This is a genomic window from Amycolatopsis sp. NPDC001319 (assembly GCF_042896185.1).
Taxonomy (GTDB): domain Bacteria; phylum Actinomycetota; class Actinomycetes; order Mycobacteriales; family Pseudonocardiaceae; genus Amycolatopsis.
Genome location: NZ_JBIAWY010000006.1, coordinates 518,702 through 533,469, shown reverse-complemented (window position 1 = coordinate 533,469; position 14,768 = coordinate 518,702). Strand labels below are relative to the sequence as shown.

General features: G+C 70.5%; 14 protein-coding genes and 1 pseudogene. 5 read left to right on the top strand and 10 right to left on the bottom strand.

Annotated features, from left to right (window positions below):
- Positions 1-99: 99 nt before the first annotated feature.
- Positions 100-921 (top strand): hypothetical protein, encoded by an 822-nt coding sequence (locus ACFY1H_RS25950; protein ID WP_386950345.1) that lies wholly within the window; start codon positions 100-102, stop codon positions 919-921.
- 187 nt (positions 922-1,108) lie between these two features.
- On the opposite strand, the gene ACFY1H_RS25945 is transcribed toward ACFY1H_RS25950, so the two are convergent.
- Positions 1,109-2,149 (bottom strand): bile acid:sodium symporter family protein, encoded by a 1,041-nt coding sequence (locus ACFY1H_RS25945; RefSeq protein WP_366582275.1) that lies wholly within the window; start codon positions 2,147-2,149, stop codon positions 1,109-1,111.
- A 98-nt stretch (positions 2,150-2,247) separates the two neighbouring features.
- Here ACFY1H_RS25945 and ACFY1H_RS25940 point away from each other — a divergent pair, with 98 nt between their 5' ends.
- A complete protein-coding gene (locus tag ACFY1H_RS25940) occupies positions 2,248-3,096 on the top strand; it encodes a LysR substrate-binding domain-containing protein (protein WP_366582274.1) in 849 nt (282 codons plus the stop codon).
- A 278-nt stretch (positions 3,097-3,374) separates the two neighbouring features.
- Here ACFY1H_RS25940 and shbA read toward each other — a convergent pair whose 3' ends face one another.
- Together shbA and ACFY1H_RS25930 are read right to left on the bottom strand one after the other, a co-directional pair.
- Complete coding sequence (shbA, locus tag ACFY1H_RS25935) at positions 3,375-3,899, bottom strand: RNA polymerase sigma factor ShbA (RefSeq protein ID WP_386950541.1); 525 nt, start codon at positions 3,897-3,899, stop codon at positions 3,375-3,377.
- A gap of 222 nt (positions 3,900-4,121) precedes the next feature.
- A pseudogene (locus ACFY1H_RS25930) lies at positions 4,122-4,337 on the bottom strand (sigma factor-like helix-turn-helix DNA-binding protein); the annotation flags it as partial.
- 518 nt (positions 4,338-4,855) lie between these two features.
- On the opposite strand from ACFY1H_RS25930, the gene ACFY1H_RS25925 reads away from it, so the two are divergent.
- The gene (locus tag ACFY1H_RS25925; RefSeq protein WP_285974314.1) at positions 4,856-5,125 is read left to right on the top strand and encodes a WhiB family transcriptional regulator; all 270 of its coding nucleotides are present in this window, start codon (positions 4,856-4,858) and stop codon (positions 5,123-5,125) included.
- Between the two features lie 128 nt (positions 5,126-5,253).
- Here ACFY1H_RS25925 and ACFY1H_RS25920 read toward each other — a convergent pair whose 3' ends face one another.
- From ACFY1H_RS25920 to ACFY1H_RS25910, 3 genes are all read right to left on the bottom strand, one after another.
- Complete coding sequence (locus tag ACFY1H_RS25920) at positions 5,254-6,234, bottom strand: RNA polymerase subunit sigma-70 (protein WP_386950340.1); 981 nt, start codon at positions 6,232-6,234, stop codon at positions 5,254-5,256.
- 15 nt (positions 6,235-6,249) lie between these two features.
- Positions 6,250-7,806 carry an MDR family MFS transporter gene (locus ACFY1H_RS25915; RefSeq protein ID WP_386950337.1) on the bottom strand — a complete coding sequence of 519 codons (1,557 nt, stop codon included), beginning with the start codon at positions 7,804-7,806 and terminating at the stop codon, positions 6,250-6,252.
- Between the two features lie 408 nt (positions 7,807-8,214).
- On the bottom strand, positions 8,215-8,823 hold the full coding sequence (locus ACFY1H_RS25910; protein ID WP_366582270.1) for a TetR/AcrR family transcriptional regulator: 609 nt from the start codon (positions 8,821-8,823) through the stop codon (positions 8,215-8,217).
- Between the two features lie 101 nt (positions 8,824-8,924).
- On the opposite strand from ACFY1H_RS25910, the gene ACFY1H_RS25905 reads away from it, so the two are divergent.
- Both ACFY1H_RS25905 and ACFY1H_RS25900 read left to right on the top strand, forming a co-directional pair.
- Positions 8,925-9,668, top strand: a complete 744-nt coding sequence (locus tag ACFY1H_RS25905; RefSeq protein WP_386950333.1) for an SDR family NAD(P)-dependent oxidoreductase — start codon at positions 8,925-8,927, stop codon at positions 9,666-9,668.
- Between the two features lie 194 nt (positions 9,669-9,862).
- Positions 9,863-11,104 carry an LCP family protein gene (locus ACFY1H_RS25900; protein ID WP_366582268.1) on the top strand — a complete coding sequence of 414 codons (1,242 nt, stop codon included), beginning with the start codon at positions 9,863-9,865 and terminating at the stop codon, positions 11,102-11,104.
- A gap of 7 nt (positions 11,105-11,111) precedes the next feature.
- Here ACFY1H_RS25900 and ACFY1H_RS25895 read toward each other — a convergent pair whose 3' ends face one another.
- Genes ACFY1H_RS25895 through ACFY1H_RS25880 form a run of 4 tightly spaced genes read right to left on the bottom strand, consistent with a single transcriptional unit; the run spans position 11,112 to position 14,764 of the window.
- Entirely contained in the window at positions 11,112-12,305 is a 1,194-nt protein-coding gene (locus tag ACFY1H_RS25895) for an acyl-CoA dehydrogenase family protein (protein WP_386950329.1), read from the bottom strand.
- 1 nt (position 12,306) lies between these two features.
- Positions 12,307-13,251 (bottom strand): 3-hydroxyacyl-CoA dehydrogenase NAD-binding domain-containing protein, encoded by a 945-nt coding sequence (locus ACFY1H_RS25890; RefSeq protein WP_386950326.1) that lies wholly within the window; start codon positions 13,249-13,251, stop codon positions 12,307-12,309.
- A complete protein-coding gene (locus ACFY1H_RS25885) occupies positions 13,248-13,994 on the bottom strand; it encodes an acetoacetate decarboxylase (RefSeq protein WP_386950323.1) in 747 nt (248 codons plus the stop codon). Before ACFY1H_RS25885 ends, ACFY1H_RS25890 begins: the two co-directional genes overlap by 4 nt.
- Positions 13,995-13,999: 5 nt before the next feature.
- A complete protein-coding gene (locus tag ACFY1H_RS25880; RefSeq protein WP_386950320.1) occupies positions 14,000-14,764 on the bottom strand; it encodes a crotonase/enoyl-CoA hydratase family protein in 765 nt (254 codons plus the stop codon).
- Positions 14,765-14,768 lie beyond the last annotated feature (4 nt).

The following is a 14,768-nucleotide window of genomic DNA, read 5'->3' as shown; positions in this document are numbered from 1 at the left end:
TTGCCGGGCGGCGGTGTGTAGTCCTTCGGATTGCCCTCGTATCCGGAGCTTTTCGTGGAGTCGTCCGCACCCGATTTGCCCGGGGGTGGGGTGTAGTCCTTGGGGGGTGCCTTCGTAGCCGCCGCCCTTGGGAGTGCCGCCCCCGTCGCCGCCGGGCGTTTTCACAGGCGGGGCCTTCGGCGTGCCGCTCAGGTCTTTGGTCTTGGGCGGCGGGGCGACCTTGCCGCCCTTGAGACCCTTGAACGCCTTCCCCGCGTCTTCGAACAGCGTGCCGGCTTTCTTCAGCAGCGGCACGAGTGCTTTGAGGGCTTTGACCAGTTTGGTGACCAGTCCGGTGATTTGCGAGGCCGTTTTCGCGACGGCGCTGACGACCTGCGGGACGACCCAGGCGAGGCCGATGCCGAGGGTGAACACGACCTGCAGGGCCCAGCTGATCATGTGGCCGATGAGCTCGGAGATGATGTCGCGCACCAGCGTGCGGACCGCGGCGACGACTTCACCGGCGGTCTTCACCCCGGACGAGGCACCTTCGCAGCCCTTCTGCGCCGCCTGCAGCGACGTCGCCAGGTCCTGTCCCCGCTGCCGGTAGGCGTCCGAGGCGGATCCGGACCAGGACTGCAGGTCGGCGTTGATCGCGTCGGTCAGGTCCGAGGAGACGCTGCCGAGTTCTTTGGCGACGTTGGCCCAGGTCTCCGATTGGGCTTTGATCTGATCCGCGTTGCCGGTGAGCCCGTTGAGCGCGTCCTTGAGCGGGCCGACGTGTTCCATCAGCCAGGAGACGCCCGCCGCGAGAATCGCGCCGAACGGATCCATCGCCACGGACAACGCGTCCAGCGCCGTGCCGACCGCGCCCATGGCGACCGACGCCCAGTCGCCCGACTCGATGGCGGTGGAAAGGTCGTTGGCCTATTCCAGGAGTGAAATCCCGGAATAGGCCTTCGTCGAGTCCTGGGTCTGCGCGATCAACGGATTACTCACATTGGCACGCTAGCAGCGCCGAGCCGTCAGCCTGGCCCCGAACTGCGCGGTTGCCTGATAGTCCCGGGTCCCTGAGCCGACCGTGCACAATTGTCCGGAGACGCCACGATCGGGTGACCCGTTCCGGGGATCAGCCGACTTCGGCGGGAACGACCTCACTCGGCTCGTCGGCCGCCGCCTGGCGGGCGTAGCGGCGGGCCATCGCGGCGCACACGATCAGCTGGATCTGGTGGAACAGCATCAGCGGCAGCACGATCAGGCCGACCTGGCCGTGGCCGAAGAGCACGGTGGCCATCGGCAGGCCACTGGCCAGGCTCTTCTTGGAGCCGCAGAACACGATCGTGATGCGGTCGGCGCGGTCGAAACCGAGCAGGCGCGCGCCGACGCTCGTGGTCGTCAGCACGGCGGCGAGCAGCACCACGCACACGCCCAGCAGCACGAACAGCGGGCCGAGGTTGAGCTGGTGCCAGATGCCCTCGGTCATGCCCGCGCTGAAGGCGGTGTAGACGACGAGCAGGATCGAGCCGCGGTCCACGAGCTTCAGCGGCGCCGAGTGGCGGCTGACCCAGCCGCCGATCCAGCGGCGCGCGAGCTGGCCGGCCACGAACGGCACGAGCAGCTGCAGCACGATGTCCAGCACCGCCTGCCCGCTCACGCCGGGGCCGTCGGTCGAGAGCAGCAGCGCGACGAGCAGCGGCGTCAGCACGATGCCGAGCAGGTTCGACACCGACGCGCTGCAGATGGCGGCCGCGACGTTGCCCTTCGCGATCGAGGTGAACGCGATCGACGACTGCACCGTGGACGGCAGCAGGCACAGGAACAGCACGCCGGTGTAGAGCGGCGAGGTGAGCAGCCCGGGGGAGAGGAACGAGGCGGCGAGGCCCAGCAAGGGGAACAGCACGAATGTGGCGGACAGCACAGTGACGTGCAGGCGCCAGTGTTTCAGGCCGTCGATGGCTTCCTGGCTCGAAAGCCTTGCGCCGTAGAGGAAGAACAACAGTCCCACCGCGATGTTCGCCGCGATCCCGAAGCCGGTGGCGGTGCCGCCCGAGGCGGGCAGGAGCGACGCGACGCCCACCGTCAGCAGGATGGCGGCGATGAACGGGTCGATCCGCAGCTTGGCCAGCAGTGCGGAAACGGGGCGGGTCAGCGGGGCGAACACGGTCGTCATGGAACTCCTTTCCCACCCGATTCTCCGGTGCGGCACGGTCATTCGGAACCCCGATCACCGTACTCACTGTCATTGTGGGCGCCGATAAGATGTGACGCATGCTGGATTCGCGCCTGTGCCGCTCCTTCCTCGCGGTGGCCGAAACCCGCAGCTTCACCGCAGCGGCCCGGAGGCTGGGTGTGGGCCAGCCCACAGTCAGCCAGCACATCCGGCGCCTCGAAAAGGAAGCCGGCGGGCTGCTGTTCCAACGCGACACCCACGCCGTCGACCTCACCGCGCGCGGGCAGGCGATGCTGGGCTTCGCCCAGACCATTGTGGACACCGAGGAGCGCGCCTCCCGTCACTTCCGCGGCACCCAGGTGCGCGGGCGCGTCCGCTTCGGAGTGTCCGAGGACTTCGTGCTCGACGAGGTGCCCGAGATCCTGCGCCGGCTGCGCCGCAGCCACCCGCTCGTGGACGTGGAGCTCCACGTCGAACTGTCCGATGTGCTCGCCCGCCGCCTCGCCGAGGGCCGCCTCGACCTCGTGCTCGGCAAACGCCGCCCCGGCGCCCCCGGCCCCGGCCGCGTCCTCCGGCGCGAACCCCTGGTGTGGATCGGCTCGACGGCCACGGTGCTCGAACCGGGCCAGCCCGTGCCGCTCGTGCAGTACCCCATGCCCTCGGTGACCCGCCAGCTCGCCGTCGAGGCCCTCGAACGCGCCGGCCTCGAATGGCGCGCCGCCTGCCTCACCTCCAGCCTCACCGGCCTTCGCGCCGCGGCGGCCGCCGGCCTCGGCATCACCGTCCACGCCCGCAGCCTCGTCCCCGACGGCCTGCTCGAACTCCCGGCCCACCTCGGCCTCCCGGACCCGGGCCCGGTGGAGTTCATGCTCCTGCTCCGCGACGCGACGGAAGGCCCGGCGGCGGCACTGGCGGATTTCGTGGTGGCGAAGCTCGGGGAGGAGTGATCGATTCGGCCGCGGACTGGCTTTAGGGAGCTGTCTTCGTCGCCCGCCGCAACTGAGCGGTGTCGGGACCGCCGGCTCGGACTTGCGCGTGCGCGTCCAGCGGGTGGCGGGACCACTAGTGCCAGGGACCGTTCAAGGTCACCGATATGGGTGACGCACCCGCCCGTCGGTGCTCGGAGCAGGGAAGATCGCGCCCCTCTTCGAACAGGCGTGGGTGACCGCGCCGCCGCATTCGCTCGGCGCGTGGGAGTTTCTGACCCACCGCTGCGGCAGGCAGGTCACCCCTGCCTGCCGTTGAGCAGGTTCCGCAGCCGCAGCAAGGCGCGGTGCTGGGAGACGCGCACGGCGCCCGGTGAGGAGCCCACCGCTTCGGCCGTCTCCTCCGCGGTCAGGCCGACCACCACGCGCAGCAGGACGATCTCGCGCTGGCGGTCCGGCAGCACGTCCAGCAGGCGCGCCAGGCGGGTGGTGAGTTCGGTGCGCAGGGCGTGTTGCTCGGGGCCGTCGGCGGTGTCCGTGCGGTCGGGCGGGTCGGGGACCGGGTCGGTGCGGTTGCGGGCGGCCGCGCGGTGGGCGTCGGCGACCTTGTGCTGCGCGATGCCGTACACGAAGGCCAGGAAGGGACGGCCCTGGTCGCGGTAGGTGGGGAGGGCGGCGAGCAGCGCGGCGCACACGTCCTGGGCCACGTCGTCGGCGGAGACGTAGGCGCGGTCGGGGCCGCCGAGGCGGCCGCGGCAGTAGCGGACGACCAGGGGGCGGACGGTTTCCAGCAGCTGCGCCGCGGCGAGCCGGTCGCCCGCCATGGCGGCGGCGACCGGGCCGTCGAGGTGGTGCCAGTGGTCGGGGAAGCGCGGGCCGGTGCGGGACTTCACGTGCCGGAGCGTCGCTTCGACGTCGAGGCCCCGCCGCAGGGCTCCGGTCAGCGTCGCGTCGGCTTCCAGCAGCAGGGTCACGAGGGCGTCCTCCCCATCCGGCAAGGCCGGCAAATCGGGCCACGACGACACGCGGCGGTTGAGCCGTTCGCGCGCGTGGCGCAGGTTCGAGCGCACCGTGCTGGCCGGCATCCCGAGGGCCGTCCCGATGGCGGCCGGGGCGAACCCGTCGAGCGACCACGCCAGCACGGTGCGCTGCGTGTCCGGCAGCGTCGCGAGCAGCTCGACCCCCAGGGCGTTCCGCTCGACGAGCGCGGTCAGACCGTCGTCCGCCGGGACGTGCTCCCCGGCGAACCCCTGGACGGCCACCCGCACCCGCGCGCGCGGATCGCCCGTCGGCCACACCTGCGCCTCGTGCGACAGCGCGTCCACGGCGGCCTCGCGCGCCACTGCCGGGTCGAGGCCCAGCTTGCAGCCGAAGGCCACCAGAGGCGGGAACTCGGCGCGGAAGAACCCGTCGAACTCGTCCACTCCCACCCCCGTCCGGTCCGCGCTGCCGTAGGACAGGTGCGGTGAGGACGGCGCCAGGTGTAACGATTCGATGTCGGCACCACGTGTGACGACGCGATCGCGCGGGTACCTCTCCCCGAGCGCCAAAAAGATCAGTGTGAGCTGGGCCCGTAACGCTGAGGAACAACCGCCGTCGGTGGTAAGTTGGAACTTCGGTCGTCCGCTGGCCCCTGAATGTGGGGCGCCTGCGGGTCGGCCGGAAGCCCACTGAGCGTCACCCGAGCTGTACAGCTCCTTGCGAGTTGTGCTGCGCCGTGCGCCCGGAGAAGTCGGTTGACCGAGAAAAGACAATGTTCGACAGGAGGTGAAACGCAACAATGGAACTCACGAGCACCGGCTGGCTGTCCCGCGCAGCCTGCCAGGACGAGGATCCGGAACTGTTCTTCCCGATTTCGGACGTCGGCCCCGGAGCCCGTCAGGTCGGCGAGGCCAAGGCGGTCTGCGCGCGCTGCCCGGTTCGCGAAGCGTGCCTTTCCTACGCCCTGGACAACGGGCTGGACAACGGCATCTTCGGGGGAACCACCGAGCTGGAGCGCCGCAAGCTGGTCCGCACCCGCTCCGCCGCCGAACGGCATCAAGCCGCCTGACCGCGTGCCGGTGACCATTCCCGGAGGCGAAGGCGAGACTTTCCCGGAAATCCCCACGGGGACCGGCTTGCGCCCGGGTGGGCGACCTGATCGAGGTCACCCACCCGGGCGCTTTTTTTGCCCGGCGGTCATTCCGGGAGCGTCTCCGGTAATCCGTACGGCTCGAACGACGCCGTTTCGAACGCCGCCATCGCCGTGACCAATCCGTGCTCCACCGTGAGCACGCTGATGCCGAACCGGCGGAATCCGCTCTCCCCGGGCCGGCGCACCCACGTGGCAACCGCGGGCTGCCGATTCGCACGCACCGCGACCATCCGGAACCAGCCCGTGAAGTACGGCGACCGCTCGTCCATGCTCGTGCGCAGCGCGGCGATGATCCGCTCCCGGCTGTCGAACCAGAGCGCGTAGGGCGGCATCACGGCGCGCGCGTCCTCGCGCAGCAGCTCCGCCACCGCGTTCGGGTCGCCCGCTTCGTACGCGGCGATGAGCCGGCGCAGCAGCTCGGCTTCTTCAGCCGTGGTCGTCCCGGCGGAAGCCCACTCGGCACGGCGCGCGGGCAAGTGCGTACGCAGCGTTTCGCGGGCCCGTTGCAGCGCGCTGTTCGCCGAGGCCACCGACGTCTCCAGCACCGCCGCCGTGTCCTTGGCCGACCAGTCCAGCACGTCACGCAGGACCAGCGCCGCCCGCTGCCGGGGCGGCAGGTGCTGGATGGCGGCGAGGAACGCGAGCTCGATCGTCTCGCGCTCGACCACCGCGGCGCCGGTGTCGTCCGGCGCCGCGACGTCCAGCAGGTTGTCGGAGATCGGGCCGAGCCACGGCACGTCGAGCGCGGCCGGGGTGCCGGCCGGGTCGGCGGCCGCGCCCAGCTCGTCCGGCAGGACGCGACGGGGCCGGCGGGCCAGGGCGTCGAGGCACACGTTGGTGGCGATGCGGTACAGCCACGTCCGCACGCTCGCCCGGCCCTCGAACCCGCTCCGGCCCTTCCACGCCCGCAGGAACGCCTCCTGCGTGAGGTCCTCGGCGTCGGCGAACGAGCCGCTCATCCGGTAGCAGTGCACCCGGATCTCGCGCCGGTGCCGTTCGAGGAGCGTGCCGAAGTCGTCGTCCACGCGGAGAACCGTAGCTCAGGCGGCCTCTTCCGCGAGCCGCTCGAGACCGCTCTGGGTCTTCAGCGGCAGGTGCTTGAGGAACGCCACCGCCACTACCACGAGCAGCGCGATCGGCGCGGCGATGAGGAACAGGTCGCTCGTCGCGGTGCCGTAGGCCTCGCGGATCACGTTCGCGATCGGCGCGGGCAGGTCGGCCAGGTTCGGCACCTTCTCGCTGCCGCTGCTGCTCATCCCCGGCATCGGGCCGAGGCCCTCGGTGATCAGCGCCGTGACCCGGTTGGCCAGCACCGCGCCCAGCGCGCTCACGCCGATCGAGCCGCCCAGGCTGCGGAAGAACGACAGCGTGGAGGTCGCCGCGCCGAGGTCGGTGGCAGGCACGTCGTTCTGCGTCACCAGCACCAGGTTCTGCATGAGCATGCCGACGCCGACGCCCAGCACGAGCATGAACAGGCTCAGCTCCAGCACGCTGGTGTGCGCGTCGATGAGCCCGAGCAGCCCCAGGCCCGCGGTCAGCAGCACGGCACCCAGGATCAGGTGCCCCTTCCACCGCCCGGTGCGGCTGATCAGCTGACCCGACACGGTCGAGGACACCAGCAGCCCGAAGATCATCGGCAGGCTCATCAGGCCGGCGACCGTCGGCGACTTGCCGAGCGAGAGCTGGAAGTACTGCGAGAGGAACACCGTGCCGCCGAACATCGCGACACCCACGAAGAAGCTGGCGATCGTGGTCAGCGAGACCGTGCGGTTGCGGAACAGGCGCAGCGGGATGATCGGCTCGCGGACCTTCGTCTCCACGAACACCGCGAGCGCCAGCACCACGACACCCACCGGCACGAGCACGCCGGTCTGCCAGGAGCCCCACGCGAACGTCGAGCCGGCCAGCGACGACCACACGAGCAAAGTGGACACCCCGAGCATGATCAGGAACGCCCCGAGCCAGTCCACGTGCGCCTCGCGCCGGATCGTCGGCAGCTTCAGCGTGCGCTGCAGCAGCAGGATCGCGGCGAGCGCGAACGGCACGCCGAGGAAGAAGCACCAGCGCCAGCCGAGCCACGAGGTGTCCACGAGCACGCCGCCGATCAGCGGCCCGGCCACGGTGCCCACGGCGAACACGGCGCCGAAGATGCCGGAGAACTTGCCCAGCTCCCGCGGCGACACGATCGCCGCCATGATCACCTGCGCCAGCGCCGTCAGGCCGCCACCGCCGATACCCTGCGCCACGCGGCTCACGATGAGCAGCTCGATGTTCGGCGCGAAGCCCGCCACCAGCGAGCCCACCACGAACAACCCGAGCGACAGCTGGATCAGCAGCTTCTTGTTGTAAAGGTCGGACAGCTTGCCCCACAACGGAACCGTCGCCGTCATCGCGAGCAGCTCCGTGGTCACCACCCACGTGTAGGACGACTGCGAACCACCCAGCTCGGACACGATCCGCGGCAGCGCGTTGGCCACCACAGTGGAGGCGAGGATGGCGACGAAGATGCCCATCATCAGCCCCGACATCGCCTGCAGCACCTGCTGCCGGCTCATCGCCCCCGAGGCGGCGGGCGCCTCGGTTTCGGACACGGTCATGGAGAGATCCCCTCGGAGTACTCGGGTGGGTGGGGTGGTCGGCTCGGCCCGGTTCGGGTCGAGCGCGGGTTCGGTGGAGAACGGTGGCGTGCGGTTCAGCGCGCCCGGCCCGGTCTGCGGTCGGGCCGGCTTGGGCCAGGGGTGAAGCGCGGCATCGGGTGTGGTGTGCGGTGCGGTGGCATGCCATGCCTGGCGGTTCGGAGCGGTCAATGCGGGTCGACGCGGTCTGGGGTCAGGCCGGCTTGATCAGGCGGTGTCGGGTGTCGTGGTCGGATGCGGCGGAGTGGTGCGCGTTGGTTGGTGCTGGATGTACTGCGGCTTGCCAGGTGATGCGGCGGAGTGGCGGGCGGGTCGAGTGGCGGGTGTTGCGATCGCGGTCGTGGCGGTTCGGGGCAGTGCGGTTTCGAGTCAGTGCGGATCGGCGAGTCCGGTGGCCAGCGTGGCCACCGCTTCGTCGACGAGGTCGAGCAGTGGGCGCGAGCCGCCGAGGTCGCGCCAGAGCATGAGGGAGGCGTTGATCGCGGAGCCGAAGGCGGAGAACAGCAGTGACGGGAAGAGGTCCGTCGCCGGGTCGGTGCCGCTGCGGCGGGCGATCGCGGCGACGGTGGGTTCGACGACGTCGGTGCCGAGGGACAGGGCGCGCAGTGTGAGGCCCGGGTTTTCCTTGATGATCCGGATTCGCGTGAGCCACTCGTCGCGGTTCTCGTCGATCTCGGCGAGGTCGTCGCGCGCGGCGGCGACCACGGCCTCGAGCGTGCTCAGCTCCGGCGGCATCGCGGTGAGCCGGTCGATGAGGCGCCGGCTGCGCTCGGCCCGGTCGGCGTGGGCGATGACCACGGCGTCCTCTTTGGACGCGAAGTAGTTGAAGAAGGTGCGCGCGGAAACCCCGGCCTCCGCGGCGATGTCCTCCACCGTCACGTGGTCCAGACCGCGTTCGCCGACGAGGCGCACGGCGACCGTCGAGAGCGTGCGGTGGGTTTCGAGCTTCTTCCGCTCGCGCAGGCCAGGAGAGGACACGCTGAAGAGCGTAACGCGAAACTTTCACAATCTGCAAAGTTGCAGTTTGTGAAACAGGCCACCCCGGGCGGCCCCGGCGCCGGGCTGGCAGACTGCCGCGCGTGAGCGGAACGGTGCTGGTGCTGGGCGGACGCAGCGAGATCGGGACGGCGGTCGCGCAGCGGCTCGCCGCGGGCGGGGCGAAGCGGTTCGTGCTGGCCGCCCGCCCGGGGGCCGACCTGGGTGAGCAGGTCGCGACGCTGCGGACGGCCGGTGCCGAGGTGGTCGAGACCGCCGGGTTCGACGCCGACGACCTGGCCGGGCACCGGCCGTTCCTCGACCGCGTGGTCGCCGAGCACGGTCCGCTCGACGTCGTCGTGCTGGCCTTCGGCATCCTCGGCGACCAGGCCCGCGCGGAGACCGACGCCGAGCACGCAGCGGCCATCGTGCACACCGACTACGTCGCCCAGGTGGCCGTGCTCACCCACGCGGCGGAACTGCTGCGCGCGCAGGGCTCGGGCAGCCTCGTCGTGTTCTCCTCCGTCGCCGGCGTCCGCGTGCGGCGCGCCAACTACGTCTACGGCTCGGCCAAGGCCGGCCTCGACGGCTTCGCCTGCGGGCTGGCCGACGCGCTGCACGGCACCGGCGTGCACCTGCTGCTCGTGCGGCCCGGCTTCGTGATCGGCCGGATGACCGAGGGCATGTCGCCGGCGCCGTTCTCCAGCACGCCCGACCAGGTGGCCGACGCGACCGTCGCGGCGCTGCGGCGACAGCGCGCAGTCGTCTGGGTGCCAGGAGTGCTCCGTCCGGTCTTCGCGGTGATGCGCCTGCTGCCGCGCGCGGTGTGGCGGCGCATGCCGCGCTGAGCGCTCCCCGTGCCCGAACTGCCACGCGGTGTCGCGAAACTCCGTGGCACAGCTCACTTTCGGCCCAGCGGCGGTCGGCCGAACGGGCATCATCACATTTTTGCGACAGGATTCTCAGGCTATTCCCAGCTAACGCGGTGATCCTCGAAGACAGGCCCACTCGGGCTCTTTCGGGGAAGCAAGGGGATTCTGTCGTGCTGCTCACGTCCCGGGGCCGCCGGATCGGCGGCCGTGTCGTGCTGGGGGTGGTGTCGACGCTGGTGCTGGGTGCCACCGGGTACGCGTGGTCGCAGCTGCACCGGCTCGACACCGGGATCGTCACGGCCGACGTCATCCCGCCCGCCGCGCAGGTTCCCGAGACACCGACCGGACAACCGCTGCAGGTGGCGCAGAACATCCTCCTGGTCGGGCTCGACTCGCGCACCGACGCCAACGGGAACCCGTTGCCACAGAACGTGCTCGACTCGTTGCACGCCGGCAGCAGCGACGACGGCGGCAGCACCACCGACACCATGATCGTGGTGCACGTGCCGGCGGGCGGCGCGGCCGCCACGGCGATCTCCATCCCGCGTGACTCCTATGTGGACGTCCCGGGTTACGGCAAGCACAAGATCAACTCGGCTTACAGCCGGGCGCGGGCGTCCGCGCGCTCGCACCTGTCGGGCCAGGGGCTCAGCGGGCCGCAGCTCGAGGTCGCCGCCGACGCCGAAGGCGCGAAGTCCGCGATCGCCACCGTCGAGAAGCTCACCGGGCTCACGATCAACCACTACGCGGCGGTGAACCTCGCCGGGTTCGCGGCGCTGAGCCAGGCCGTCGGCGGCGTGCAGGTGTGCCTGAACAACCCGGTGCACGACACCTACTCCGGCGCGAACTTCCCGGCCGGCCCGCAGACGCTGTCCGGCGCGCAGGCGCTCGCGTTCGTGCGGCAGCGCCACGGCCTGCCCAACGGCGACCTCGACCGCATCGCGCGCCAGCAGGCGTTCCTCGCCGGCATGGCGAAGAACGTGCTCGGCTCCGGCACGCTGACCAGCCCGGACAAGCTGTCGGCGCTCGTCGACGCGCTGCAGGGTTCGGTCGTGCTCGACAAGGGCTGGGACGTGCTGAGCTTCGCCCAGCAGCTGCACGGCATCAGCTCCGGCACCATCGGGTTCGTCACGATCCCGGTGCAGAGCCTTTCCCTGGCCACGCCGGCCGACGGCGACGCGGTGAAGGTGGACCCGCAGCAGGTCAAGACGTTCGTGCAGGACCAGCTGGGCTCGTCGTCGGTGTCGGCCTCCGGCGGCACCGGCAAGACGGACCCGACCACCACCGCGGGCAGCCACGGCGGCGTTCGGCCGATCGCCGCCACGTTGCCGGTGAACCCGCCTTCGGACACCTCCACCGCCGGCACGCCACAACAGCCGGTGACGTCGAACGCCACCGGCTGCGTGAACTGACTCAGACTCAGACGAACGCGCTCTGCCCCGTGATCGCCTTGCCCACGATGAGCGTGTTCATCTCGCGGGTGCCCTCGAAGGAGTAGATGGCCTCCGCGTCGGCGAAGAACCGCGCGATGTCGTGGTCGAGCACGATGCCGTTGCCGCCGAAGATCTCCCGGCCCCAGGCCACGACCTCACGCATCCGCGAGGTGACGAAGGCCTTTGCGAGCGAGGAGTGCTCGTCCTTGAAGATCCCGGCGTCCTGCAGGCGGGCCAGCTGCACGAGCATGCCCCACGACGCGGTGATGTTGCCGAGGCTCTTCACCAGCAGGTCCTGCACCAGCTGGAACCGCGCGATCGGACGGCCGAACTGCTTGCGCTCCTTGGCGTAGTCCAGCGCGAGCTCGTAAGCGCCGATCATCACACCCAGCGCCTGCCACGCGACCCCGCCGCGGGTGGCGCGCAGGATCTCCGCGACGTCGCGGAAGGAGTCGATGCCCTGCAGGCGGTTGGCTTCCGGTACCCGCACGTCGGTGAGGGTGATCTCGGCGTTCTCGACGATGCGGAACGCGATCTTGTTCTCGATCTTCACCGGCGAGAAGCCCGGCGTGCCCTTCTCGACGACGAAGCCCTTCACGTTGTCGTCGTCGACGTCGCGCGCCCAGACCACCACGTAGTCGGCGAAGGTCGCGTTGCCGATCCAGCGCTTGGCCCCGTTGAGGATCCAGGAGTCGCCGTCCTTATTGGCGGTGGTGCGCATGCCACCGGCCACATCGGACCCGCCGAGCGGCTCGGTCATCGCGAACGCGCCGATCTTGTCCATCGCGGCCATCTCGGGGAGCCAGCGGTCGCGCTGTTCCTGGCTGCCGCCGGAGTAGATCGAGTACATCGCGAGTCCGTTGTGGACACCGAAGAACGTGGCGACCGACGCGTCGGTGCGGCTCATCTCCATCGCCATCATGCCGGTGAGCAGGTGGCTGGTGGCGGCGCGGTGCTCGCCGTAGCCCTCATACGGCAGGCCCGCGAGGCCGCTCTCGCGGAACTTCGCGATGAGCTCCTTCGGGAAGGTGCCGGCGGCCCAGTTCTCGTTCACCAGCGGCTTGACCTCGTCGCGCATGAAGCCGCGGGCCTTGACGAGCAGCTTGCGCTCTTCGTCGCTCAGCAGGGTTTCGTAGTCGTAGAAGTCGGCGACGAGCTGGTCTTCGAGAGTGGTGGTCATGTCAGTTCTCCTCCTTGCGAGCAGCGTCCAATGCGGACAGGACTGCGATCTGCTTGCGGTCGCGCGCCTCGGCGAGTTGCGAGTACGTGGAGGAGCCGTAAGCCTTTTCGACGGCTTCGACGAGCCGTTCGGTTTCTTCCGGGGTCTGCGAGGGCTGCCCGAGGCCGGCCCACATCTTCTTCATCGACGGGCCGATGTGCTCGGCCATGTGCCGGTAGCCGCCGGGGCCGCCGCCCAGGTGCGAGCCGAGGAACGGCCCGACCGTGGCCCAGCGGATGCCGAGTGAGTTGGTCATCACCTTGTCGAGGTCCTCGGGCGTGACCACACCCTGCTCGACGAGGTAGATCGCCTCGCGGCTCAGCGCGTTCTGCAGGCGGTTGCCGACGAAGCCGGGGATCTCCTTGCGTTCCACCACCGGCACGCGGCCGAGGAAGGTGTAGAAGTCGACGGCCGCCTGGGTGGCGTCCTCGCCGGTGCGCTCGCCCGGCACGACCTCCACGAGCGGGATGAGGTGCGGCGGGTTGAACGGGTGTCCGATGAGGACGCGGCTCGCGTCGGCCAGCTCGCCGGTGAAGGCGGTCGACGGGATCGCCGACGACGAGCTCAGCAGTAGCGCGTGCTTCGGCGCGGCTTCCACCAGTGTGGCGAACAGGTCCTTTTTGAACTCGACGCTCTCCGGGCCGTTCTCCTGCACCACGTCGGCGTCCCGCACGGCGTCGGCGACACTGTCGGCGATCTGCACGCGGTCGGCGATTCCTTCGACGTCGAGGCCCTGCGCGGCGAGGTGCGGGGTGACCTCGGCCAGGGCGTTCGCGACGGCCTCGGCGAGGTCGGGGCGCGGGTCGCTGACCTTGACGGTGAGGCCGTGGCCGGCGAACAGCGCGGTCCAGGACAGGCCGATCGTGCCGGCTCCGATCACGGCTGCGGTGCGGAATTCGGTGCTCATCGCTGTGCTCCCTTCAGGTAGTCGTGGACCGGCGTGACGGGGGCGAGGGTCAGGTCGGTGAGGATGTGGCTCGCGGAGACGATCTCGCGCACCGGAAGGTCGGCCAGCGGGGCGAGCACGTGCTCGAACAGCTGCAGCCGCGCGGGGCCGGTCCAGGCCTCCTTCACGACGACGTCGGTGATCTCGGTGCGGACGAGCTCCATCACGCGGGGCGCGCCGTCGTAGCCGGGGATGATCTTCAGCATGAACGTCGGCACGGTGATCTGGGCTTCGGCGTCCTCGACGTCCAGCGAGAAGTGCTTGTAGCCCATGGTCGCGGTGGCCACGCGCAGCGTGCCGTAATCGAGAGTGCCGACGAGCGCGCCGTTGTCGACATAGAGGTTCGGCGCCCCGATGGTCTTCGGGTAGGCGCTGACCTCGCGGCCCGACGCGGTGGCCGGGAAGTTGTCGAGGTACATCGCGTGCAGGTACTCGCCGCGCTCACCGTCGAAGGTGACCGGGATGGCCTGGCCCGACTCGATGTAGGGGCCGTAGCCGCTCACGTCGCCCATCTTCATGACCTCGAAGCGCACGAGCGGCTCTTCGATCCGCAGGGGTTCCGGCACGACGGCGCGCAGGGCCTCGGGGTCGGTGCGGTAGACGATGTTGAGGTACTCGCGGTCGGTGAACCGCGGCACCATCGGCGCGAACGCGGGGTTCACGAGCGGCGTGGTCACGTGCCGCAGGACGTCTTCTTGCTTCATGGTCGTCACCGTCCGGTCCACTGGGGCGCGCGGCGCTCGGCGAAGGCGGTCATGCCCTCGCGGACGTCGGCGGAGGTCATCAGGGTCTTGAGCTCTTCCCGCTGCGCGGCGAACGCCCGGGGCTCGGGAACCCCGTCGGCGGCGCGCACGATCTTCTTCACGGCGGCCAGCGCCAGCGGCGCGTTCCGCGTGACCAGCTCGGCCAGCTGCAGGGCGACGGCAGGCGCTTCGCCGGCCGCGACCACGCGGTTGGCCAAGCCGAGCTCGCCGGCTCGGCGGCCGGTGATCGGCTCGCCCGTCAGCAGCAGCTCCATCGCGAGGTGGTGGGGGAGGCGCTTGGGCAGGCGGATCAGGCCGCCGCCGGCGGCGACGAGGCCGCGTTTCACCTCGGGCAGCCCGAACTTCGCGTCTTCGGCGGCGACGATCAGGTCGCAGCCCAGCGCGAGCTCGAACCCGCCGCCCATGGCCCAGCCCTCGACCGCGGCGATCAGCGGCTTGGTCAGCTCGGCCTCGGTCAGCCCGCCGAACCCGCGGCCCGGGATCTCCGGGCTTTCGCCGGCCAGCGCGGCCTTGAGGTCCATGCCGGCGCTGAAGGTGCCCTCGGCGCCGGTGAGGACACCCGCCCGCAGCGTCGGGTCGCCCTCCAGCGTGTCCAGCGCTTCCGCCAGCCCGGCCGCTACAACCGCGTTCACGGCGTTGCGGGCCTGCGGGCGGTCGATCGTGATCAGCAGCGTGGTACCGATCCGTTCGGTGCGCACTTCGGTGGTCATGACG